At 52.2% G+C, this 24,601-nt stretch carries 11 protein-coding genes and 3 tRNA genes; 3 read left to right on the top strand and 11 right to left on the bottom strand.

Annotated features, from left to right (window positions below; translation table 11 throughout):
• Positions 1-24: 24 nt before the first annotated feature.
• The 3 genes from ACO08I_RS29540 to ACO08I_RS29530 are packed head-to-tail and all read right to left on the bottom strand — an operon-like array spanning position 25 to position 6,472.
• A complete protein-coding gene (locus ACO08I_RS29540; RefSeq protein WP_282775237.1) occupies positions 25-876 on the bottom strand; it encodes a glycoside hydrolase family 16 protein in 852 nt (283 codons plus the stop codon).
• 31 nt (positions 877-907) lie between these two features.
• A complete protein-coding gene (locus tag ACO08I_RS29535; protein ID WP_282775238.1) occupies positions 908-3,307 on the bottom strand; it encodes an Ig-like domain-containing protein in 2,400 nt (799 codons plus the stop codon).
• 24 nt (positions 3,308-3,331) lie between these two features.
• Complete coding sequence (locus ACO08I_RS29530; protein ID WP_421947999.1) at positions 3,332-6,472, bottom strand: glycoside hydrolase family 2 TIM barrel-domain containing protein; 3,141 nt, start codon at positions 6,470-6,472, stop codon at positions 3,332-3,334.
• A 223-nt stretch (positions 6,473-6,695) separates the two neighbouring features.
• Here ACO08I_RS29530 and ACO08I_RS29525 point away from each other — a divergent pair, with 223 nt between their 5' ends.
• Positions 6,696-9,590, top strand: coding sequence for a triple tyrosine motif-containing protein (locus ACO08I_RS29525; protein WP_421947998.1), 2,895 nt, complete (start codon positions 6,696-6,698; stop codon positions 9,588-9,590).
• 203 nt (positions 9,591-9,793) lie between these two features.
• On the opposite strand, the gene ACO08I_RS29520 is transcribed toward ACO08I_RS29525, so the two are convergent.
• The 3 genes from ACO08I_RS29520 to ACO08I_RS29510 form a co-directional block, all read right to left on the bottom strand.
• Positions 9,794-9,881: transfer RNA gene (locus tag ACO08I_RS29520), tRNA-Leu, on the bottom strand.
• 577 nt (positions 9,882-10,458) lie between these two features.
• Positions 10,459-10,534 (bottom strand) — tRNA-Gly (locus tag ACO08I_RS29515).
• Between the two features lie 73 nt (positions 10,535-10,607).
• A tRNA-Gly gene (locus tag ACO08I_RS29510) sits at positions 10,608-10,683 on the bottom strand.
• Positions 10,684-11,033: 350 nt separating this feature from the next.
• Here ACO08I_RS29510 and ACO08I_RS29505 point away from each other — a divergent pair.
• Complete coding sequence (locus ACO08I_RS29505) at positions 11,034-16,994, top strand: gliding motility-associated C-terminal domain-containing protein (protein WP_421947997.1); 5,961 nt, start codon at positions 11,034-11,036, stop codon at positions 16,992-16,994.
• A gap of 81 nt (positions 16,995-17,075) precedes the next feature.
• Here ACO08I_RS29505 and ACO08I_RS29500 read toward each other — a convergent pair whose 3' ends face one another.
• Positions 17,076-18,881, bottom strand: coding sequence for an acyl-CoA dehydrogenase (locus tag ACO08I_RS29500; protein ID WP_282780969.1), 1,806 nt, complete (start codon positions 18,879-18,881; stop codon positions 17,076-17,078).
• 98 nt (positions 18,882-18,979) lie between these two features.
• Positions 18,980-20,425: an aminoacyl-histidine dipeptidase gene (locus ACO08I_RS29495; protein ID WP_421949738.1), complete on the bottom strand. Its 1,446-nt coding sequence runs from the start codon at positions 20,423-20,425 to the stop codon at positions 18,980-18,982.
• Positions 20,426-20,744: 319 nt separating this feature from the next.
• Between ACO08I_RS29495 and ACO08I_RS29490 the strand changes: the two genes are divergently transcribed.
• A complete protein-coding gene (locus ACO08I_RS29490; protein ID WP_421947996.1) occupies positions 20,745-21,044 on the top strand; it encodes a hypothetical protein in 300 nt (99 codons plus the stop codon).
• On the opposite strand, the gene ACO08I_RS29485 is transcribed toward ACO08I_RS29490, so the two are convergent.
• The 3 genes from ACO08I_RS29485 to ACO08I_RS29475 all read right to left on the bottom strand — a co-directional run bounded on the left by ACO08I_RS29485 (position 21,041) and on the right by ACO08I_RS29475 (position 24,543).
• The gene (locus tag ACO08I_RS29485) at positions 21,041-21,982 is read right to left on the bottom strand and encodes a class I SAM-dependent methyltransferase (protein ID WP_421947995.1); all 942 of its coding nucleotides are present in this window, start codon (positions 21,980-21,982) and stop codon (positions 21,041-21,043) included. The two genes, ACO08I_RS29490 and ACO08I_RS29485, sit on opposite strands and share 4 nt — an antisense overlap.
• A gap of 70 nt (positions 21,983-22,052) precedes the next feature.
• A complete protein-coding gene (locus tag ACO08I_RS29480) occupies positions 22,053-23,375 on the bottom strand; it encodes a PDZ domain-containing protein (protein ID WP_421947994.1) in 1,323 nt (440 codons plus the stop codon).
• Positions 23,376-23,505: 130 nt separating this feature from the next.
• Positions 23,506-24,543, bottom strand: a complete 1,038-nt coding sequence (locus ACO08I_RS29475; RefSeq protein WP_282780976.1) for an Rpn family recombination-promoting nuclease/putative transposase — start codon at positions 24,541-24,543, stop codon at positions 23,506-23,508.
• Positions 24,544-24,601: the final 58 nt, after the last annotated feature.

The following is a 24,601-nucleotide window of genomic DNA, read 5'->3' as shown; positions in this document are numbered from 1 at the left end:
TTTAGCAAATGTTAATTGATGTCTTTAGTTAGGCCCGTTGTAGACCCGGACATAGTCCACTAGCAGGGTTTGCGGAAAAACGGTATCAGGGCCTACTGCCCCGACAAAGTTGCCGCCCACAGCCAGGTTCAGAAGGATGTAAAACGGCTGGTCAAAGACCCATTCGCCCTCCACATCTTCGGGTGTGATCTGATTGTACAGCACATCATCCACATAGTAATTGATGTACTCCGGGCCCCACTCAATACCAAAAATATGGAAGCCCGTATCAAACCGGTCCTGAGGCAGGACGTACTCTTTGCTTACCGCATCTCCGGCGGAGTAGCCCGGTCCATGTACGCTGCCAATGAGGGTTGAGGGGTCCTGTCCGCGGTATTCCATGATGTCGATTTCACCGCACTGCGGCCAGCCCACTTCATCGATATTGCTGCCCAGCATCCAGAACGCCGGCCAGAGCCCCTGCCCCCATGGCAACTGCATGCGGGCTTCAATACGGCCATAGCGCTGCTCCACTTTGCCTTTGGTTGTGATGCGGGCGGAGGTGAAAGCAGCGCCTTCAAAGTTCTCCCGGAGCGCGGTGATGTGCAACATTCCTCCTTCGACTTTGATATTTGCCGGGCGGTCGGTATAGTACTGCAATTCATTGTTGCCCCAGCCTATGGGCAGGCCGTTGTTGACGCCGTTGCCGAGCTCATAATTCCAGGACGACTCGTCAACCGGACCGTCCGTATCAAAATTATCCTCAAAGGCCAGGTCAGTGAAAGTGACCACGGTTTGGGTCTCACTGTTTTCACAAGCCGTGAACCAAAGCCCCAGGGCCAATGCAAAAAGGATGCTGATAGCAGGCCTGCGGGTTTTATAAATTGGTGTCTGCATTTTTATTTCGTTTTAATGGTTATTGCAATGGCTACTGCTGATAGTAATAGACATTGTCCACAAAAAGGGTACCTCCGCCAGCGGGCAGTCCGGAGAAAATGAGCTGTGCCAGGTTCGAAGTCCCGGTCAGGTTCTCAAAGTCAGAAAGTGGAATATCATAGGAAACCCATTGCCCCTGAGCCGGATTATCGAATACCAATTCGTGCTCCGTATCATCTCCGCCACCGAAGGCAGCATCTGCACCAAAATCTACCAGTTTGATCCGGAAGGTGGTCATATTTGGTGTCCATATATCGACCCGGAAATGGGTCATGGAAGAAGCATCGATGAGATTCCCACCAGTGGTTTCTATGCCGACAAAATCAAGAGCGGTGTATTTTTTCACGTCATTTCCTGCGACCTGAATGTCCTCCAGAGTTGCTGCCGACCAGTCTGTCCGCCAGGTATCCACTCCTACGTTGGTGTAGGCATTGCTAAACATAGAGATGACGTCCCCTGCGTTTTGCGAGGGAGTCGGCGCTGCAGCTGTAGGCTCATCTCCTCCTCCACCTGAAGATTTGTAGAAGTAGATATTATCCAGATAGATATCGCCGTTGCCATCAAACTTCATTTGAATAATATCTGCCAGGTCCACAGGTGAGAAATCACCCAGCGGAATGTCCACGCTGGCCCATCCGGATGTAGGCACGGGCAGTGCACTCGCCGTCTCAGTAGGCCCGGTGCTGATCAGGAAAGCGTTCAGAGCAGAAGAATTTTCCGTCCAGTAATCAATGTGCAGGAATTCCATTTCGCTTACATCGGTGCTGCTCTCTAATTCCAGCCCCTGGAAATTCAGCCCGGTGTAGAGTAGGGTGTTGTTGCCCTCAATGCTCACCTGGGAAACCTGAGTGCCCTGCCCCCAGTCCGGGTTCAGGTTGGAATTGATATTCGTATAGGCATCGCTAAAGATGGAAATCACATCCGCAGCACCCGCTGTTGGTGCCGGAGCAGCCATGGTTGGGCCAGTAGGGCCACCTGATCCTCCGTCATTATAAAAGTAGACATTATCCACGTAGATACTGGATATAGTGGCGTCAGAAACGAAGATGACCTGCGCTAAATTAGACCGGCCAGTCAGCCCTCCCAAATCCGAAAACGGCACATCAAGGCTATACCATTCCCCCTCGGTCAGACTGGAACCAGGAATTGAAATTTCGCCGGAAGAATCATCACCGGTGCCAAAGGCATTATCCGGGCCAACATCAGCAACCTGTATGTTCAGATAGTCACCAGGCTCCACCGGCTCTCTGGGCTGAATGTCGATGTGGAGATGGGTCATGGAGGAGGCGTTGATCGTTGGGGCATCGTCGAGAAACTGTATGCCCACGAAGTTCAGTTCTCTGTAGAAAATAATGTTATCACCGGCAATATTGATATCATCTTGCCCCTGAGTGGTCTGGAAGGGAGCCCAGTAACCGTTATAATAGTCTACCGGTTCATTGGTATACGCATCCGAGAAAATGGATATTACATCTGCGGGATCTTGCGTAGGAGTCGGAGCGCCGTTAAACTCACCAGTGACCGTGACCCTGGCCGAACCAGCTGCCTCAACCCCACCTAAGGTAGCAGTGATCACAGCTTCTCCCGGGCTTACGCCCACAATATTGCCTGCCTCATCAACGATAGCGACGCCGGGGTCAGAAGAAGTGAATTCAAAGTAACTGGGCGCGACTGTAAGGGTTTGGTCTCTGCCGTTGCCCAGGTTGACGATTAGTTTCAGGCCGGCTGGCTCTGCGGCCACCCCGACAAAAGTTTGAACCGAGGCATCTGTGCCATCAAAAATCAAAGGCCTTTGCTGGGCTACCTTACCGGTTTTTTCGAACTTCAGCTCATCAATCCAAAAAGAGTAACCTACGCCGTCTTCCGGGCCTTCAGAATACCAAAACAAGCCATCAATCTCCGTCAGCTTGGAGGGATCAGGAATGGCGATGGTATACTGCCGCCAGTTGGTGGTCAGCTCCAGGTTAAGGAGGGTTACTTCATACTTATTTTCTGCAAAGTCTTGTCCAAAACCAATTTCATTGATGGTAGCGGCCTGACTGGCTTTCGCCCAGAACGTGAGGGCATCGAAACCGGAAAGGTCACGCCCGCCGTAGTCCGGGAATATAGCGCCGGCATAAGCGCCGTCCGGGTCCCCGACATTAGGCACGTCAAATCGCATGGCGGATTCGCCTTCGTATACGGTCTGCTCGTCTACGGAAAACGCTTCAAAGTAAGAGTCACCGAAGGGCAGGTATTCCAGGCCCGGGCTAAACCCGTCAATGTATACATCCCCGTTGGCTGGGAAAGTAGCAGGTTTTGCCTCTTCAGAGAGGTCTCTTGTGCAATTGCTAAGGACCAGCACCAGCCCAAATAAAAGTAGGATATTAAGTTTCATGACTATATTCTTCATGGCTTTATTTTTTCAAAATGGCAGTTATTTGCCAATGTTGACGTGGAGGTAAGTTCTGAATTCCCATTCGGTCCCGTTCTCAAAACCTACCGGGCTGATGGTCGGCTCTTCCGCAAACTCAGAAGCCGTCAGGTTGGGCAGGTAGCGGGGAGAGAACTCGTTTAGGCTACGCCACGTCCAGCGTACGCCCAGCTGAGTGCCCGGCAGTATGTACCAGTCTGGTTTGCCCAGCGTAGTGGATATGTCCACCATCAATTGCAGCGGATAGGTAAGGTTGAAGTCCCGGTGGTAATCGAAGGGGCCCCAGTCATTGACTTTGAACTGGGAAACGAACTTGTACTTCTTGTAGATGGCCCGCAGGTCCATAGCGTAGCGTTCAAGCAGCCGGTCGCTGTCCCCGTTAGCCTGAGCTGTTCCGAACAGGATGTTGGCGATGAGCCCCAGGTCCGGATTGACTTTCGAGACCATCCGGATATTGGATTCCCAAAGGTCCTGTGCAGGTGCCGCGCCGGGAAACGCGAAGGAAGTACGATTACCCAGGAAGCCAATAGCTGCATCCATAGAGGTGGGCAGGTGGCGGTAAACGAAGCCAGCGCTCATCGCGAACTTGGCATCTTCCGAACGGTCACTGTCCCAATCGTACATCCAGGTACCTGGCGTAGGGTCGAACGTGATCAGCAGCTCTCCTGCAATGGTTTCCCGGTTACCGTCTCTGACTGCAAAGGGGTCGTCCAGGATATTCCTGAGCCGCCCTGGCCCGCTGACATCACCGGGGATAGGATCAACCAAAGGCTTCTGCCACATAAAATTAGGTGCAATCTGGAAGTTACCGATCAGGTAGGTAAAGCCCGTCAGGAAGTTGTTCATATTGCCGCTGCCGCTGTCCTTAAGCCTCCAGCCGGTGAAGGTGCGGGTCGCATCAAAACCACCATTGGCGACAAGCCCCATCACAGAGCCCTGCGCATACCAGTTGAATGCCCCTTTTGAAAACTTAACCTTGGCTTTGCCGCCCCAGTTATCAGAAGGGTTAATCTGATCCTCGAATACCTCATATCGTCCCGGTTCGCCCTGAACAATCTGGAAGCTTCGCCCATTCAGGGGCGAACCACCCCAGATACCACCTAGTTCGATATCCAGAGGGCCTAATTCCCGTTCTACATGAAGGGTTGCTCTCCGGGTTTTAGGCAGCGGCACGGCAATAGAAGTAACGAATTCGGGAGCATCGTCAATATCTTCGTGAAAGACACCCGTAACTTTGAAGTGCTTGATTTCACGGCCGTATTTCACCAGAACTGCCGGGTTGGCGCCCCACCACAACTGAGGGCCAAAAGCTACATTCAGCCCACTGAATTCATTTTTGCCGTCAATTTCCATACCCAGAATTTCACCATTGTAAATATCCAGGTTGGGGCCGTAGTTCGCTTCCGGGTACAGCCCAAAGAAGTCGCCCTCATATTGCCAGTGATAATGGCCGGTCCGGTAGAAGCCTCTGACATCAAAGTCCTTTCCGGTCCAGTCTACTTCAGCGTTGTACAGCCTTAAATTGCCGTCGCTCCTGTTCCCGGTACGGTCACGTACGATATTTTCGTAAAAGATCTCATCAATTGGGTTATCCGCGACATTGCCAACCAGGTTAAAATTGGCAGTAGCCCTAAGATTTGAAGTGGGATTAGCCTCCACACCAAAGAAGAAGGACTGCATATGGTCGAAGCCCAATTCATCCGGATAAGTCGTGAGGTTCGGGTCGTTTTGAATCGCTGCATCTGGCGCATCGGGAGTTGTGAGCAGCGTACCACCAGTATTGAAGGTCTCAAGTTCAGCCCTGAAACTGCTCAAGCTGAGTTTTTGGTTGTTGCCTAAGGCCGCCTTATCGCCCCGCGCTCTGAGCACGGCATCCATGAGCTGGATGTTGTCAAAATAAGCATAAATTGAAGCTACCGTGGTGCCTTCAGTGTAAGGATTTAGCTGATGCGCTTCCTTCAGGGCATAGTAAGCGGCTCTTGGGTAAAGCGTGTACAAACCGCGCTCGTTGGTAGGGCCTTTGGCGCAAATACCAAACCACTCTTCGTTCATGTTATTCTGGCCTTCCCGATAGTCGATGTAATATCCGCCGTTTGACCAGGAAGCGTTGTTGTCGTGCAGGTCTGCATTTTCCCGGTCATCAAATCCAAATTTCCACCAGCCATCACTAAACTGGAAGGTAAAACCACCGATAGAATTGCCTACGCCTCCGACACCCGCAGCATTCGCATATATCTCTTTCCAGTTTTCTACCATAAAATGGGCCTGCATCTTTTGGTCTTCGGCCATTTCTATGGCGTTGAAAGCATCTGCTCCGAACTCGGTGAACAGGATAGGCTTATTCAGCTTGTCCTGCACCACCTGGAACATATCACCGAAGGACTCGCCCCGGTAGGTGTTCGTTCCGTAGATGTCCACGTCTTTACACTCCTCGGCAATGATGTCGATAAAGAGCACATCACCATTACAAATGGCTACCGGGTGGGAGGAGTCGATGGCTTTCATGGCTTTGGCCGCTTCGTTCATCAACTTGTACATGGGACGTCCGCGGGATTCGCCTATAAAATCAATTCTTGCCTGATCATCGGGAAAGTCTTCCGTTTCGGCTCCCTGCCAGAAGAGGCCGTAGTTGTTTTCATTACCCAGCAGGTACAGCAGAAGCCCTGGCGTATTTTTATATTCTTCCACCAGTTGAGTGACTTCATTCATCAGGAATTCCTGCGTTCTCGGGCTATCGTAGAGCGTAACCGGCGTCCAGACACCATCCAACGTAAGCCCGTACCGGCCAAAAGAGTGGTTGAGCATGGTGTAAATGCCATAATTTTCATAAATATACTGAATCCACCGGGCGGGCACGCCGGTGTACTGCCGGATCACGTTGACGTTCATATTCTTCAGGAGCGACATCTCTGCGTCCAGCCCCGCCTTAATAATGTCATCCGGTTTTTCCCAGAACCCAGCATTCACGGTATTGGTCCCGATAGGGATGTAGTCCCAGTTCATACCATTCACCATGAAGTCGGAACCATTAACGACCAGTTTCATGCCCTGATCGCTTTGCACGACTCTAACGTCGTCTGCCTGCCCGAGCAATTGGAGCGCCAGGAGCGGCATTAATAATAAGGTCAAGCATCTTTTTAACATAAACAAGGATTTAATCAGTTAGGGCGAATGGAGCTTCAGGCAGTATGCACAGTATAAAGACAACCTGAGCGCCACGCTAAAAACCAGTGCTATGTTAACCCAAAAAAATAGTATTTTAACCTCCAGCTTAAAAAACTTAACTCATCATTTCTTTCACTTTTTATAATTTTATCGCCATAAACTTACACACAAACCAAATTAAATTCCTGAATAACAACTTTTTATGTCCAACCAAAACCTGCACATCTTCTCCCGCCTCACTCATCGGGCATTCATCTGTTACTTTTTTCTATGTTCAGTTGTTGTTTTGGTTGCCCAGCCGCTTCAGGGCATCTACCCCATTCAAAATTTCTCTCCTTCGGACTACAAAGCCGGGATTCAGAATATCGACTTTGCACAAAACCGCGACATGCGGCTCTTTGTGGCCAACAACCTTTGTGTCCTGTCTTTTAATGGCAGGGAATGGGGCCGTTATAACTTCAAAAACGGAAAGAAAAACCGCTCGCTGGCCTTCGACGAAACCAACGACCGACTCTATGTAGGGGCACAGGGAGACTTTGGGTATTTCGAAGGCGACTGGGAGTACCAGTCGCTTGCGGCTGCAATTCCGGAGCCTCACACCGAATTTGATGAGGTTTGGGATGTCTTTTTGATTGGCGGCAAAACATACTTTTGCACCTTTCAGGGCATTTACGTTTACGATGGCAGAGAAATCCGGGTGCTCGGCCATGAGGATGGCCTGGAGCGTTGCTTTGCGGTCAACAATAAGCTTTTCGCCCAAACCCAAAAAGGCGTGCTGTATGAAGTGGGCAACAACGGGCTGAACCCGGTTTATGGGTTTGATGCCCTTGACGGGGTGCTCACGGGCATGATCGCTCATAATCAGGGCTATCTACTGTTTTACAATTCCGGCCAAATGGAATACCGTACGCCCATGAAAATGGAGCAGCCCTACCCTATCCTGGAGGAAGCCCTGGAAGGCACCTATGTGAATCATGTACTACAGCTTTCTGACCGCCGGCTGGCCATTGCCACCCAAACGGCGGGTTTGTTTTTATTCAATCCGCAAACTCAGATATTGGAGCACATCACGGTTGATGCCGGCCTGGCTACCAACGCCTGCCTGCGCAGCTATCAGGACTACGAAGGGAATTTATGGATAGGTCTTCAAAACGGCATTGCCCTGGTACACATCAACTCGCCTATGCGGCTGATCGGCAAAAATATTGGGCTGCAAGGTAGCGGGTATGAAGGCTACGAGACCAATGAAGGCACTTATTTCACCACCTCCAGTGGAATTTACTTTCTTCCCCGAGGTGCAGAAAAGAGCCGGTTTTTAAGAGGCACTGAGGGGCCGGCCTACGGTATCTCTGAGGTTGCCGGACGGCTATACGCCGGCCACCATCAGGGGCTGTTCCTGCTGGAAAGCGGTCAGGCCCGGCAGATAGCAGCCACAAATGGAATCTGGAGTGTAAAGCCATTGCGTGCCCAGCCTGGCTATGCCATAGGAGGCGGCTACTTCGGGCTTTATCTTTTCAAAATCAACCCTCAGCAAGTACTCTCGCTGGTTCATCCGCTGACGGGCTTCAGTTTATCGAGCCGTTTTTTCAAGGAAGACCGCGAAGGCCGCATTTGGGTCAGCCAATACTACAAGGGGCTCTACCGGCTGTCCTTGGCACCGGATTTGAAATCGGTAGCAGCCACGCCTATCTCAGTAGATTCTCTGGAGCTGGGCGGCGAACAGATTGCCCTGTCGCAGGTGGAAGAGGAACTTTACCTGGCCACTTCTATTGGCTTGTACCACCTTGACCCAGAAAACGCCCGCATTTCGAAGGCCGGACTGTTTTCGCAGGGAACCGAGCAACAGCCCGTATATTTAGTGGCCCAGGACCAAAAAAACAATATCCATCTGCTCTGCGATACCAGTGTCGGTTTTTATGAGAAAGTCAGCCAGGACAATTACCAATACCAGCCTTCTTCGCTTTACCAGTTGCGCTACCACCTGAACAACGACCTGCTGCATGCTTCCGTGCATATCCGGCAGGGCATCCTGTTCTCCGCCAATGAAGGCTTTGTGCACTACATGCCCGCAGCTGAGGACCAGCCCACCGTACAGCAGCCGATAGTCGCGCGGCAAGTCTACAGCACTTCCAAAGAGCAGGAATTGTATGCGCTGAACCCTTTCGCGCCGGCACCCGAAGCCCCGGCTGATATTGAGGTAGGGCCCGGTACCAAAGTTATCAAATTCAGCATTGAAGCTTTTCAGTTTTCCAACCTGAACGACACTAAATACCGGTACATCCTGGAGGGCTTTGACGAGCACTACAGCCCCTGGACCGGCACCACAAGCAAAGAGTACACCAACCTGAAGCCCGGCACTTACACTTTCCGGGCCCAGGCCCGCAGCTACCTGGGGGCCACCATCACTAGCCAACCCGTACAAGTAACCGTCACGCCCCCGTTCTATCTTAGTAAACTGGCCAAGCTCCTGTATTTACTGCTGGGCCTAGCCGCCCTTATCGCCCTGTTCAACCTGCAGCGAAAGCGCTATCAGCGCAAAGCCTACCGGCTGGAACAACAACAACAGCTGGAATTGCAGAAAGAGCAGCAAAAACTCTCTCAGATTGAGGCAGAAAAACAGCACGCTGTAGACCAGCTGCAACGGGAAAAAGTACGGACAGAGCTGCAGCATGTCAGCAACCTGCTCGCCGCCTCCACCATGAACCTGGTTGTCAAAAACGAGTTTATTGACTCCATCAAGCAGGAACTGCAGTCGCTGAAAGAAAACGGCCGCTGGGCCGAGGCCAAGCAAGCCCTGGAGCGCATCGTCAAAGAAATTGACACGAACCTTAAGCTACAGGAAGACTGGGAACAGTTCGAGTATCACTTTGATAAAGTACACGGTGATTTCCTGTCCCGCCTGCAACAAGCCTACCCCGACCTCTCGCCCAACGAGCAAAAGCTTTGCACACTGCTGCGCCTAAACCTCAACACCAAGGAGATTGCCAACCTGCTGAGCATCTCACAGCGGGGCGTGGAGGTGGCTCGCTACCGCCTGCGCAAGAAGTTGGACCTGGAGAAGGGGCAGAATTTGTCGAAGTTTATTTTGGAGTATTAGGCCCTTTGGTGGATATACCAAAAACGTAAAGGCATCAATCATCTGATTGTAGGTATCAAAAGAGACTGTAAACAAGTCGGCATAAAGGTCGTTGTCCCGTTCGCCCTGCTGCGTAAGGATGGGCATCAAACGCTAAAAAGCCCTGCATTCCAGGAATACAGGGCTTCGTCAGCGTTTCAATGGGTACTATAATTAGTACCCTGTGGTACCCGGAGCGGGGCTTGAACCCGCACGGCCGCAATGGCCACAGGATTTTAAGTCCTGCGTGTCTACCAATTCCACCATCCGGGCAAATTGGGTACTTCTTATAAAAAGGTATGGCTAAAGTTAAGTTCCACTCCGTTGAGTGGCATGCTTACTAGTGGATTGAGCCGTAATTTTTTGACAGTTAAAGGCCACGCACCAGAGAAGGCTTAAGCGTGGAGATCCTATCAATTAATTCGGTCTAGTCGCACTAGCGATCACAAGATAGCCAAAATAGGGGCTACCGGCAAACAAAAAAAGCCTTCTGCGTGCAGAAGGCTTTTTGAGCGGATGACGAGATTCGAATGCAGACGAGGCGAAGCCTGTCTGCATCCCCGACGAAGCAAAGCTTGTCGGGGTCCCGCGACCTCAACATTGGTCCCGGTAACACCGGGAAGCTACATCCGCCTACACTATTTCAAATGCCTGAAGCAACTGCTTTGCTCCAATTATTTGGAGCGGATGACGAGATTCGAATGCAGACGAGGCGAAGCCTGTCTGCATCCCCGACGAAGCAAAGCTTGTCGGGGTCCCGCGACCTCAACCTTGGTCCCGGTAACACCGGGACGCTACATCCGCCTACACTATTTCAAATGCCTGAAGCAACTGCTTTGCTCCAATTATTTGGAGCGGATGACGAGATTCGAACCCGCGACCTCAACCTTGGCAAGGTTGCGCTCTACCAGCTGAGCTACATCCGCTTGTTTGCTTTGCTAAGGCAAAGCTAATCTTATTCTTTCAATACAAAAGAGCAACTTTTTTGCTCCAGTAATTTGGAGCGGATGACGAGATTCGAACCCGCGACCTCAACCTTGGCAAGGTTGCGCTCTACCAGCTGAGCTACATCCGCTTATTAATATTTCAAATGCCCTTTTTTCTAAGAGCGATGCAAATATACTCTAATCCCGAAGACAAAAGCAAACCTTTAGACCGTCTTTTTTTCTACTTTTTCGCAAATCATTGATCCACAGATTAAAGAAATAACCTTATTGGTTAAATCAACAGAAAACAGTAAAGGATAAAACAATACATAATTATTACAGCAAGAAGAATGGAAAATGACGACGCTTGCCTTACTTTTGCTGCACACGCACCTGGATCCCCAACCATTCTTTTCCTTAAAGACCAAAATATGAAATTCCGCTACTGCTCCTCGCAGCTGCGGACCACGCTTTTTATTGATCAGGAACCAAGATGACCATGACTCGAACACTACTCTTGCTTGTTTTTGGTGCACTACTGTTTGGTGCCTTCCCACTCAAAGCACAACTGGACTGTTGCTCTCCCGCCCCACTCGCCGGACCGGGACCCATTAATGTACCTACAGTTGCCGGGCCTGGAAATGATAACGATAACCTGGCTAGTGGTACCTGCCTGGTCGGTGGAGAACACGACACCTATTATTTTATTTTCGAAGCGACCAGCGCCGGAACTTTCGAAATGCTGCTTACGCCTAACAATCTGGGTGCGGATTATGATTTTGCCTTGCTGGCAAATGCCTGCCCGGGGAACGCGGGGTCCCAGCAAATCTCCTGTAATTACGTAGGGCCCATCAATACCCCACCTTTTGTGCCCACTGGCATCGCGACCAACCCGCAGGCTTCCTGGGGGATTACTGGTGCCGCCGAATGGGAAAATACGGTCAACCTGACAGCCGGTACGACTTACCTGCTTATTCTGGACAACATCACCGGTAATGATGTAGGCTTTTCGCTCGAAATCGGGGGTACCGCAACTATCGCACCGGGTGATCCGGGCGGAGGGCCTGATCCTACTATCTTTCCAGCGGGGCCTTTTTGCCCGGAAGACCCGCCCTTTCAACTGACGGCCAACCCACCGGGCGGTACCTGGGGCGGTGATGCCACCAGTACCGGCTTGTTTGTACCCGCGAACAATGGCCCCGGTATTCATGAGGTGACGTACTCTACCCCCGGAGCAATCTGCCCTAATGAGGCGACACTCGATATTCAGGTCCTTTCCGGCCCAACGATCGTCATCAACTCCGGACAGCCTCTTTGCCCGGAAGGGCCTCCGGTTACCCTAACCGCCACTCCACCGGGGGGTATCTGGGGCGGTGTTGCCACACCCTCCGGACAGGTTAACCCCCAAGCTTTAGGTGTGGGCTCCTTTCAGGTAACTTACACCGCTACCGGTCCGAATGGATGTTCAGGGACGCAAACTGGCTTTGTAACGATTCTGCCGCCGCCAACGGTGACCTTCTCTACTCCCGGGCCTTTTTGTATGAGCGAGGGTGTCGTCACCCTGCAGGCTCAGCCTTTTGGAGGCACCTGGGGCGGTGTGGCACTACCCAACGGGCAAGTCATCACCGGGGTCCTCGGGCCGGGCCTTCACACCGCTACCTATACCTATACAGACAATAACGGATGTACAACTACCGAAGATCTGGTTTTTGAGATTGTCCCCGATCCTGTAGTTGCTATTGTTGAGCCGGATCCATTTTGCCAGGATGATCTGCCGGTAGTGCTTGAAGCCTTTCCTCCGGGCGGCACCTGGGGCGGGGAAGTAGCGCCTAACGGCCTATTTGACCCTCAACAGGCTGGGCCAGGCTTTCACCTGGTGACGTACACCTTTACGGATGCGAATTTCTGCACCGCTACGGACGACTTCCTGATTGAAGTTGCAATACCGCCTTTCACCTATATTGATGCGCCACAGGGACCATTTTGCAGCAGCAGCCCACCCGTGCCCCTCACCGGTATTCCCGGCGGTGGCGTATGGGGGGGTGAAGCTACGCCAGGCGGCACCTTCGACCCATCCGGGCGGACCAATGGCACCTACACCGTAACCTATACCTTCACAGATGCCAATGGGTGTGTAGCGGTGGCTACTCTTGACCTTGAAATCAGCTCTGACCTTCAGGTGAGTATTCAAGACCCCGGCCCTTACTGTGAAGGGGCTATGCCGGATACGCTCATAGGCGCTCCGGCGGGCGGCACCTGGTCGGGCGATGTGGATGCACAGGGCATTTTTGACCCCTCTGCACTGACACCAGGCACCTATCAGGCGATTTACGATTACACCGATCCGGAAGGTTGTGAAGGTACCGATACCCTGCAACTGGACATTCTGCCTCTGCCGGTAGTCCTGATTGATTCTGTGGGCACGCTTTGCGAAGATGCAGCGCCCATCAATCTTTCTGCCACACCAATGGGCGGTACCTGGTCGGGCGATGCCTCCACGATCGGGGTATTCGATCCCAATGCCAACGGGCCGGGTACCTACCAGGCTATTTATACTTTTGAGAATGCTGCCGGTTGTTCTGATGCGGATACGATTTCCATCACTGTGAGACCCTTGCCTGCGCCTGTTATCGCTACTGCCGGGCCATTTTGTGCCAATGACACCCTTCAGCCCCTTTCTGCCAGCCCAGCCGGAGGGGTTTGGTCGGGCGCTGCTGATACTCAGGGCAACGTAGACCCCACTGCACTGGGTGGCGGGCTGCATGACGTGACCTATACCTTCACCACAACCGAGGGCTGTACCGCCGCTGATACGCTGACTATTGAAATCTTCGATTTGCCTTCAGGCATAATCAGTGGCAATGGCAGCATCTGCCAGGGCAGCGGGGATACGGTGGCTTTAACACTCGACTTTACCGGGCAGCCGCCTCTCACTTATACCGTGGCTATTGATGGAGATGCTCAGCCTGCCCTGACGACCAATGACCTGACTGCGGTCTTCAATGCCACACTCCCTGGTAGTTACACTTTACTGAATGTAACAGATGGGAATGGCTGTACAGTGACTGGTACCGGCAATGCCGAAGTGGTACTGAACACAGCTCCAACCGTTTCCGGTATCATGACCACCTGCGACTCTACCAACACCAACTACACGCTAAGCTTCAGCATTAGCGGAGGGGACAGCACCACCTATCAGTTGCAATTCAGCGATGGCACGATTGTGAATAATACCCCACCGGATTATACCACGCCGCCCCTTGCGAATGGCAGCGCCTACAGCATCACCGTCACCGATGCCAATGATTGCAACCCCACGGTCGTTTCCGGAACTTTCTCCTGCGATTGTGCTACGGTCGCTGGCTCCATGGCCACCGATCTGGTCACCGCTTGTGAGGATGAGGCCGCTACATTGATTTTCAATCAGGATGCTCAGCTAGACCCCAATGACACCCTGCTGTTCGTATTGCATGACAACAACGGCACTTCACTGGGTTCCATCTTTGCAGAAAACGACAGCCCGGTATTCAACTTTCAGGCGGGCATGAATTTTGGCCAGACCTATTATGTATCCGCAGTAGCTACAGATGTCACCCCGGGCGGCGCTCCCGACTACAGTAGCCCCTGCCTTTCGGTTTCCATTGGTGCGCCTGTAGTATTTTACGCGCTGCCAACTGGCACCCTAACCGGAGATACCGCTATTTGTGAAGGGGCTACAGCCCTGCTTACCTTTGACTTCGCCGGTACTGCCCCCTTCGATTTCACCTATGAAGCCAATGGGGTACCCAGTACGGTTGAGAATGTCAACTCGCCTTATTCACTGCCGGTGATGCCGGATGGAGCCGCGACTTATGTGCTGACCGGAGTTAGTGGCAGTTCCCCTGCCGGTTGCAGCAACATATTGTCAGACAGCGCCACTGTAATCCTCAATTTCCCAACGAGTGCCAACCAGACATTGGAAATTTGCCAGGGGGACAGCCTGCTGCTGGGCGGTGCTTTCCAAACCATGCCAGGCACCTATGTGGACACCCTGGTCGGTTCCAATAGCTGCGACAGCCTGTTGTTTTCCACCCTTGTGGTCAACATTCCGGATACGACCCTGCTCAGTGACACCAACTGCGATCCGGCGCAAACCGGGACTTTTACGGAAGTGCTGACCAATACCGATGGCTGCGATAGTGTCATCATAACCACCGTCTCTCTGCTGCTCAGTGATACGGTCATGGTGCAGCTCGAATCCTGTGACCCGGCAGAGGTGGGCACAACGGAGGAGCTCTTTAGCAATCAGGACGGGTGCGACAGCCTCGTTATCACCACCACTACCCTGCTGCCCAGTGATACCACTTTCGTGGAAATCAGTTCCTGTGACCCGGCGGATGTTGGCACTACGGAAGACCTCCTGATGAATCAGTTTGGGTGCGATAGCCTCGTCGTAACGACAACGCTTTTCCTGGAAAGCGATACCACGCTGCTCGATGCGACCACCTGTGACCCGATAGAGGTAGGCACAACGGAGGAACTCTTTAGCAATCAGGACGGATGCGACAGCCTCGTCATCACCACCACTACTCTTTTGCCGAGCGACACCGTCTTTCTGGATGCCACCAGCTGCAACCCGGCGGACGTGGGTACGGCCGAAGTCCTGCTGACCAATCAGTTCGGGTGTGACAGCCTGGTGGTTACAACAACGACATTACTACCCAGCGACACGACCTTCCTCGATGCGGCCAGTTGTGATCCGGCTGAGGTGGGCACAGCAGAAGTGCTGCTGACCAATCAGTTTGGGTGCGACAGCCTGATCGTGACCACCACCACCCTCCTGCCTAGCGATACGGTGCAAGTGGCAGCGGAGACCTGCGACCCGGCAGAGGCAGGTACCACGCAGGAATTGTTTGTAAATCAATTCGGGTGCGATAGTCTGGTGATCACCTTTACCAGCCTGCTGCCCAGCGACACCACTGTGGTTGAAGCAGGAAGCTGCGATCCGGCTGATGTAGGGACAGAGGAAGTTTTACTGACGAATCAATTTGGCTGTGACAGCCTCATCGTGACCATCACGAGCCTGCTGCCCAGTGATACCACTTTCCTGACTCAGTCCAGTTGCGACCCGGCCGATGTAGGCACAGAGGAGACCTTATTGTCTAATCAGTTTGGGTGCGACAGCCTGATCATCACCACCACTACCCTGCTAACGAGCGACACCACCATAGTAAGCGCCAGCAGTTGCGACCCGGCTGATGTAGGGACTATGCAGGAATTATTCACCAATCAGAATGGGTGCGATAGCTTAGTCATTACCACCACTACCCTCCTGCCTTCAGATACCACACTGATCAATACCGCTTCCTGCCAGCCGGAGGATGTGGGGACCGTGACCGAAATCCTAACCAATCAGTTTGGGTGCGATAGCGTGGTGATTACAACCACCACCCTGGCCCCGCTGGAAATTGCTGCAAATGTAACGTCCAGCTACGGCCCGTTTGAGGTCAGCTGTGCCGGTGGCGATGACGGCATGGCTGCAGTAGATATCCTCAGCAACGAATTTGAACCGCCCTTTAGCTACAGCTGGTCCACCGGGGCGAGTACGCCAGAGGTCGGCAATTTACCGGCAGATACCCACTACGTGACGGTCTCCAGTGCCAATGGCTGCATTGCGGTGGATTCTGTGACGCTCACTGCCCCGGAGGATCTGCTGATCAACCTGAACGTGAGCCCTATCTCCTGCTTTGGAGAAACCGATGGGGCTGTACAGGTTGTGGCGGAAGGAGGCACACCGCCTTACGTTTATGCCCTTGACGGTGGTGCTTTCCAAAACAACAGCACCTTTACCGGGCTGGAAGATGGCAACTATACCGTTGCAGTACAGGATGTGAATGGTTGCGTGACCACCGCTGCTATCCTCATCAATCAGCCACTTGAGCTGGAAGTCAGTTTGGGCGAAGACATCGACATTCAGACCGGTGCATCAGCTATTCTGGCCATTGAGACCAACATCGAACCTGAAGATATCGACACCATCATCTGGGAGCCCCGCTTCCCAACCGAATGCCCCGATTGCCTGGAGCAGGTAGTCACGCCTCTGGTCACCACGGCCTATTCGGTGATGGTGCAGGACATCAATGGCTGTATGGCGGGAGACCAAGTCAACGTCATTGTGGACCAGCGCCAAAGTGTGTACCTTCCCAACGTCTTCTCTCCTAATGAGGATGGCGTCAATGACATCTTCTATGTTCAGGGAGATGACCGGGTAGAGCAGGTCGATGAATTCCAGGTTTACAACCGATGGGGAGAGCCCGTCTTTGAAGCCTACAACTTCCCCATCAATGACGATCAGTTTGGCTGGGATGGCACCTTCCGCGGCGACCTCATGAATAGCGGCGTCTTCGTGTACTACGTAACGGTGACCTTCAAGAACGGTACCACTGCGCAGTTCAAAGGCGATGTGATTCTGATGCGGTAAATTTGACTGTCTGCTAACGACGACGCCCGGTAAGCAACAAGGCTCACCGGGCGTTTTTTATTTACAGGCGCAGAGTCGGTCCTAGCAAATCAGCTCCTTCTCTTCCAGGATCGTCAGCACCGCTTCATCCATCAGGATTTGAGCCAGGCTGTCGACTTTCGCCAGTTCGTACTTGTAGAAAAACTTAAGGGTATGCACCTTGCTCTCGTAGAAAGCCGTAGTGTACGTATCATCTCCGGTGACGAGAGCCTGCTTGGCAGCAGTCGCCATTTTGAGCCATTGCCAGCCCACCACTACAGTGCTCATCATCTGCATGAAAAGGGTCGCGTCGGACAGGTAGCGCTCATACTGTCCTTTCATGGCGTAGGGCATCAGCTTGCCCAGTACTTTTTGCACCAGCTGTAGTTTTTGGCCCAGCATACCAGCGTAAGGCTTGAGCTCATCGTAGGTCAGTGCCGCTTCCATGTCCCTTTGCACTTCGGCAGCCAGGTATTCAAGGGCTTTGCCTTTCTGCATCGTCACCTTGCGCCCCAGGAGATCCTGCGACTGAATGCCAGTGGTGCCTTCGTAGATAGACATAATCCGGATATCTCTCAGGTATTGCTGCAGCACAAAATCAGTACAGAAACCATAGCCTCCCAGCACCTGCAGCCCATTGTCCACGGCTTCCCGGCACTTCTCAGACGGATAGGTTTTGGCAATCGGCGTGAGCAACTCCAACAGGAGATAGTACTTTTCATGGTCTTCCCCTTCGGATACCATTTCCAGGTCATGGTACAGTGCCGTCTGATTAACCACGCTCAATGCCCCTTCGTATATAGCCTTTTGCAGAAGCAGCATCCGGCGTACATCCGGGTGGTTGATGATGAGCGTCTGCTCTTCGGAGACATCCTTCGTGCCATCGTTTTTCAGGCGGCGGCCCTGCGGGCGCTCCTGTGCGTACTGCAGGGAAGCGTGATAGGCAGCCGAAGCGATAGATACCGCACCTCGCCCTACCGCGATCCGCGCCTCATTCATCATTTGGAACATGTACTTCAGCCCCTTATGCGGCTCACCTACGAGCCAGCCGGTAGACCCTTCATTTTCTCCAAATACCAGGTGGGTGGTACAGTAACCCTTTTGGCCCATTTTTTGGTAATCGCCTGCCGTGATGACATCGTTGGGTACCAGGTTGCCTGCTTCCGGGCGCTTTTTCGGCACCACAAACAGGGAAATACCCTTTGTCCCTGCCGGTGCGCCTTCGATGCGGGCCAGCACGAGGTGCACGAAGTTGTCGTTGTGCTCATGATCCCCTCCGGAGATGAAAATTTTCTGCCCTTTGATCCGGTAAGTGCCATCCTCCTGAGGGTAGGCGGTAGTGGTGATATCCGAAAGTGAGCTGCCTGCCTGTGGCTCCGTGAGGCACATGGTACCGCCCCACTGACCGCCCAGCATTTTGCCCACAAAGGTTTCGTTCAGCCATTCGTTGCCAAAGGCAATAATGAGGTGAGCAGCACCGGCGGTCAGCCCCAGGTAGCCCGGTATGTTATTGTTGGCTGCTTCCATAATATAGTAGGCCGCGTGAAAGGCCATGCCCGGCAGTTGAAGCCCGCCGGCTTCCATATCGTAGGACGCGCCAATTACGCCCAGTTCGCCTCCTTTTTTCATCGCTTCCCCTACAGCAGGGTGCACAACGATTTTGCCATCCTTAAAGTGCGCCGGGGCTTCATCCATTTCCCGGAAGGAAGGGTATAAATCCTGATCGGAGAAATCCTTGATGGAGTCCAGAAAGATATCCACTGCATCCTTATCGTATTCCGCATAACGGGCATACTGAAAAAGCTGCGGCATATCGTGCACCTGATAAAGCTGAAAGCGCAGGGTGTCCATATTGACGTACTCGGCCATGGGTCTAACTCTTTTTTATAGGTAATGATTTTACCCGCATAATATCGGCATATTTGACCGGACACGCAATAAAATTTAGCGAAAATTCGCTAAAGTCTTTAAATCCGCTCCAACGCTCCCACCAAATACCGCCAAAACTTCTGCACCGAAGCAATATTTACCTGCTCATCGGGCGAGTGGGCGTGGTGGATCGTGGGCCCAAAGGAAATCATATCCAGCTCCGGCATGTGCTGACTGAGAATACCGCATTCCAGGCCGGCGTGACAGGCAGAGACCTTGGGGGCATCGTCGAAGAGGTCTTTGTACAGGCCTTCCATCGTACGCATGATTTTGGAATCGGCATCAGGGGCCCAACCGGGGTAGTCGCCATCGTTGACCACTGTCGCACCAGCGGCTTCAAAGGCAGCACGAACGGCAGCAGCCACATCATGCTTACCCGACTCAATGGAACTGCGCTGCAGGCTCTGCGTCACAAAACTTCCGTTCTTCACAATCACCCGCGCCAGGCTACTGGAGGTTTCCACCAGATTGGGGATATCGGGGCTCATGCGCCAGACGCCATTGGGGACGGCGTAAAGAGCAGCGAGGACTTTTTCCTGGTCTTCCAACCGCATGACCTTTTCGGGGATAGTGGTTTCAGCCTGTTCAATCGTCATTCCAGGCTCAATACTGGCAAACTCACGCAACATTTCCCGGCGGCGGGCTTCAAAGGCTTCCAGAAAGGCAGTCAGATGCCCGTTGGGAACCACCACTATGGCTACAGACTCCCGGGGAATGGCGTTACGGAGGCTGCCGCCATCAATGGAGGCGATACGGAGCCCATAGGGTTCACCGGTTTTGTACAGCAGGCGGTTCATTAGTTTATTGGCATTCGCCCGCCCTTTGTGGATATCCATACCGGAGTGGCCGCCTTTCAGCCCGCGGACAGTTAGTTGCAAAGCTGTACTGTTGACGGGTGGGGCTTCTTCCATGTAGTCCATTTGGGTATTGCTGTCAATACCGCCTGCACAGCCAATAGTTAGTTCGTCGTCTTCTTCGGAATCCAGGTTAAGCAGGATGCTGCCCTCCAGCATGCTCGCATCGAGCCCCTTGGCACCGGTCATGCCTGTTTCTTCATCTATGGTAAAAAGGGCTTCAATGGGCGGGTGCTTCAGGTCATCGGCTTCCAGCACAGCCATGATGGCAGCCACGCCAATACCATTGTCTGCGCCCAGCGTGGTGCCTTCTGCGGTTACCCATTCCCCCTGTATAGTGCTACGGATACCCTCGGTATTGAAGTCGAAGTCGGTGCCGGCATTTTTTTGATGCACCATATCGAGATGAGATTGCAGAATGACTGTGGGTCGGTTTTCCATGCCGGGCGTCGCGGGCTTTTTGATGACGACGTTGCCCAGTTCATCGACCAGGGTGGGCAGTTTCAGGCTTTCGCCGAAGGCGCGCATGAAGGCAATGACCCGGTCTTCCTTTTTGGAAGGGCGGGGCACAGCGTTCAGGGCTTCGAAATTTTTCCAGATGGGCTTGGGCTCAAGGCTTAGGGTGGGAATTTGACTCATGGTATTTTTTGCTATTGTTGTCTTGTTCTTATGATTTAACAGCTTGGGGGGCTTGCAAGGTTCACGGAGGGGTTTCACGCGAAGGCCGCAAAGGGGTTCGCAAAGGTCGCAGAGGCTTGCAACTAAGCATAGCTGCTAAGGGTTTCAGCCGCAACCGTTACCGGTTTTTCATATTAGGATACCTTAAAAAGACGGTAAAAACGAAAAGACGGTCATCCAAAACGCCCAACCGTTGTTTTCAAAAATAACCTTATCGGCTTTACCGGTTATTCCCCGGAAATCTAGCAGAAAAAATCAAATTTCACTAATTATGGATGCGAGAACTTGTCCAAACTGCCAATACCGATACAGCCCCAAAGCGTACCTCAGCGGCATGCTATTCCGTAGCCTGGGGGACACCTGGCCCTGCCCGGAGTGTGGGACGGACCTCCGCTTTGACCGCAAACGGCGGTTGCTGGTAGCCCTTGGATTTACGGTATGGATGGGCGTGCTATTCCTGCTAAAGGAAGCTCTTGGGCTAAACGGTGCTCAAATTTTGTGGTTGCTACCGCTTACCCCGTTTGGGGCGCTGTTTTACCTGTTGGACCGCTTCAGGCGGGCGGCGTCCTAATGCTGCAACAACCAGCAGTAGTGAATCTTAGGATTGCGGAAATCCTTGGGGATGGTAGCGCCGGTGATGTCTTTGATGCGGCTGGCGTGCAACTTTTCCGGTTCCAGTTTGAACTTGCGGAAATTGGTGGAAAAATACAGCAGCCCTTCCGGTGAAAGGCGTTTCAGGCAGCCGTTGATGAGCTCGGGGTGGTCACGCTGGGTATCAAGGATATCATACATGGCTTTGGAGTTGGAAAAGGTAGGCGGATCGAGCACGATGAGGTCGTACATTTGCGCCACCGGCTGTTGCAGCCAGGCTTTGACGTCAGCGCGGACGTATTCGTGCTGGGAGCCCATGAGACCGTTCTGCTCCAGGTTGCGCTTAGCCCAATCCAAATAGGTATTCGACAAGTCCATGGTGGTGGTTGCAGTTGCGCCGCCCGCTGCCGCATAAACGGTAAAGGAGCCGGTGTAGGCAAAAAGGTTGAGCACGCGCTTACCTTCGGCCTGAGCACGGACGGCTTCCCGGGTGGGGCGATGGTCCAAAAACAGCCCGGTATCCAGGTAGTCGGCCAGATTGACGATGAACTGCAGCCCGTTTTCCTGTACGATGATTTCTGATTGCTGTTCGCTCAGCTTTTCGTATTGCTCCCGGCCTTTTTGAGGTTTGCGCTCTTTGTAGTAAATGTTGGCATTGGGCACCTCCAGGGCTTCGCTCAGTGCCCGGCGGGTGCCGGCCCGCCACAAACGGTAGGAATCCTCATCCATGCCGTGGTCTTTTTTGTACTCCGCAACGTGAAGATAGGCCTCGTACCGGTCTACCGCCAGAGGGAAACTCGGCAGGTCAGCATCGTACACCCGGTAGCAGGTGATGTTTTTTTTACGCGCCCACTTGCGCAGGTGCTTGTCCATTTTGCGCAGGCGGTTGGCGAAGCTGTCGAAGTCAAAAGAGCTCATATAAAATATTTGTGCCCAAGGTAATAATCCGCACCCTGGGCACAAAACACTTTTTACCGGACGATCTTCTTTACACCCGGTTAATCAGCAGTAATTGCTTCGTGGTGAGTTTGCCATCTTGCTGAATGGTCAGGAATAGATTCCCGGGCGTAGCGCCACTCAGGTCGATTTCCTCATCAAAATAGCCATCAAACTGATTGAGCTGCTGCTGATACACGACTCTGCCGGAGACATCTGTGACCTGCACGCTTACCGGTGCCTCCTCAGCGGCAAACTGTACCCGGATCAGTCCGTAGCTCGGATTCGGGAATGCCCGGTAATTGACAAGCTCAAGGGTGCTTTCCGGTATGTCCATCGCTTCCTCAACGATGGCGGGAGCCTCTTCTTCCACGCGCTCGCAGATATAGAATTTTGCGCCTAAATCCTTAATCATACCGCCCCGGTTGATGGTGAGCATAAACTCATCGCCGGGTTCATGCTTATTGCGTTCTTTGAGCAATTCAGCATTGCCTTTGACCTTCACCCCATCCATAGCCAGGATGATATCGCCGGGCTGTACGCCGTATTCCTCAGCCGGTGTACCACCGATAATATTGGTCACCTGCACGCCCTCGCCATTCGCGCCGGTACCGCCAACGTAGACACCGATAAACACATCACAGGGTTCCCGGTCTTTATTGAGCACCGTGCGCATGTATTCCTTTTCACCTAACACAACAGAAAGGGTCTGTGGCTGTCCATCGCGCAGCACCTGAACCTCCACCTGCTGCCCGGGCTCCAGCTTTTGCAAAACGCCACTCAGCCCATAGGTGCCATTGGTGGCATAACCGGCAATCGACTGAATCACATCGCCTTTCTGAATGCCGCCGGTCTGCGCACCAGTCCCATCGACTACACCGCGTACAGCAACCCCTGCATTATCATCGGTACTGCCCGGGTAAATCCCTAAAAAGGCTTTGACCGCTTTGACTTTTTTGGTGCGGCTGTTGGGGTGTGGCCCACGGATGCGTTCCTCAATTACTTTCGTGAAATCGCCGGCATCCCCATTCATAAAAATGCGGACTTCCTCAATTTCTTCGTTTTCATCATCTGAATTGGCACGGCGGAAAAACAGGACCGGCTCATCGTCCGCCTCACCGGAAGGCTCCTCTCCCATGACCACCTGAATATCAACGGATACGGCTCCTTCATCTTCGGTCAGGGTTTCCAGGTAAGCTTCCGGATCTTCATCACCGGAGAGCCGCTTCTTAACCGTGGTTACGGTGCCGTCCTCATGGGTCACGGTCTTGATTACAGTAATGGACGAACCGCTTTCCTGCGCCTGCAAAGGCGTGCTCAGGACCAGGCAAAAGGCACAGGCGGCCATAAAAAGATAGGTAAACTGCTTTTTCATAAACGTCGGGTGTTTTGATTTTTTAAATTAAATCATCGCCCGGAAGACGATTGATTTACCCAAAAAGTTACATACACCCTTAGGGACAGATAATTATTTGGAGCGTTGCATAAAACACAAGATAGTTGAATTATCGATTTTGCTCCAGAAGCTGCTCAAGCATAAACATTACCTTTTCTTTTTCCCCCTTCTTCAATTGCACCTCATCAAGCATTTGCACTTTTAAAAAATCCCAAAGTGCCTCCACATCAGCCTGTTGAATTTTATTCTTAAACGCCGTCACTTTGTCCTGAGAAAGTTTGCTGAGCTCTGATAAATCTGATACACTCAATGTTGGTAGCTTAAGCTGAAGTTGAAGAAAAGTAAGTAGGCGCTCTTTTCTGACACCCTCCTCACGCCCTAATTCCAAAAACTGCTCCAAAGTACTCATAGCATCCGGTTTAGTGGTGAATTCTATTTGTTCCAACTCTTTCATAAACGCTGCTGGCGACCGCTCCGCAACTCCTAATATGTAGGTAATTGTCGCCCGCATTTTGTCTTTATCCGTTGCTCCTTCAAAAATAACATCCAAATACTGAATTATCAAGTCAGGTTTATGCCGCATTGACATGGTAAGCAGCAAACTCCTGAAGTAACTAAGTTCGAGTTTAGCCATTGCTTCCGGAGACAAACGCCCTACATCTTCAAACAGGAAATTGAAGTCCGGCAGGTACTCCTTTATCATCTCATAGTAGGGCGCTTTATCAAACAATGCTCCGATCGTTTTGGGAGACCAGGATTCTTTCCCGTTGTAAAACACCACGGGCAGTACAGGTTCCGGTTCTCTCCTACCCTGCTTAACAACATTATACATCAGTTGAAATACATATAGCCCAACCTGAATAGCTACATATTTTTCAGGCTTCGATTTATGTTCAAATAAGAGGCAAAAGTAAAAGCTTGACCCCTCCTCTCCTTTGAAACGGCATCTGTAGACAACATCAGCATCAAACAATTGAAGGTTTGGATGAATAGCTGTAGTTTGCTCTTGCTTCAGGCTTTTCAAATCAGCAATCGCTGCAATAGCAGGATAAAAATAGGTTAGATAATCACTTACAACCTGTGGATCACTCATCGCCTGACGAAAAAAACGATCGTCAGGCTGAAAGACTTTTTTATTCTTTTTCATACAGAGGGCGATTAGTCACCCCTAAAATAACACAAAATATATTTAATTACAACATTTT

It is taken from the genome of Phaeodactylibacter xiamenensis (genome assembly GCF_965229835.1).
Classification (GTDB): domain Bacteria; phylum Bacteroidota; class Bacteroidia; order Chitinophagales; family Saprospiraceae; genus Phaeodactylibacter; species Phaeodactylibacter xiamenensis.
The sequence above is the reverse complement of the archived record's forward strand: the minus strand, read 5'-3'. Positions and strand labels throughout refer to the sequence as shown.

What these genes read in the sequence shown, in the direction of transcription:
- ACO08I_RS29525 (WP_421947998.1), top strand. Translation starts at nt 6,696, where the DNA reads ATGTCCAACCAAAACCTGCACATCTTCTCCCGCCTCACTCATCGGGCA.
- ACO08I_RS29500 (WP_282780969.1), bottom strand. Translation starts at nt 18,881, where the DNA reads ATGGCCGAGTACGTCAATATGGACACCCTGCGCTTTCAGCTTTATCAG.
- ACO08I_RS29530 (WP_421947999.1), bottom strand. Translation starts at nt 6,472, where the DNA reads ATGTTAAAAAGATGCTTGACCTTATTATTAATGCCGCTCCTGGCGCTC.
- ACO08I_RS29480 (WP_421947994.1), bottom strand. Translation starts at nt 23,375, where the DNA reads ATGAAAAAGCAGTTTACCTATCTTTTTATGGCCGCCTGTGCCTTTTGC.
- ACO08I_RS29535 (WP_282775238.1), bottom strand. Translation starts at nt 3,307, where the DNA reads ATGAAGAATATAGTCATGAAACTTAATATCCTACTTTTATTTGGGCTG.
- ACO08I_RS29485 (WP_421947995.1), bottom strand. Translation starts at nt 21,982, where the DNA reads ATGAGCTCTTTTGACTTCGACAGCTTCGCCAACCGCCTGCGCAAAATG.
- ACO08I_RS29540 (WP_282775237.1), bottom strand. Translation starts at nt 876, where the DNA reads ATGCAGACACCAATTTATAAAACCCGCAGGCCTGCTATCAGCATCCTT.
- ACO08I_RS29490 (WP_421947996.1), top strand. Translation starts at nt 20,745, where the DNA reads ATGGATGCGAGAACTTGTCCAAACTGCCAATACCGATACAGCCCCAAA.
- ACO08I_RS29505 (WP_421947997.1), top strand. Translation starts at nt 11,034, where the DNA reads ATGACTCGAACACTACTCTTGCTTGTTTTTGGTGCACTACTGTTTGGT.
- ACO08I_RS29475 (WP_282780976.1), bottom strand. Translation starts at nt 24,543, where the DNA reads ATGAAAAAGAATAAAAAAGTCTTTCAGCCTGACGATCGTTTTTTTCGT.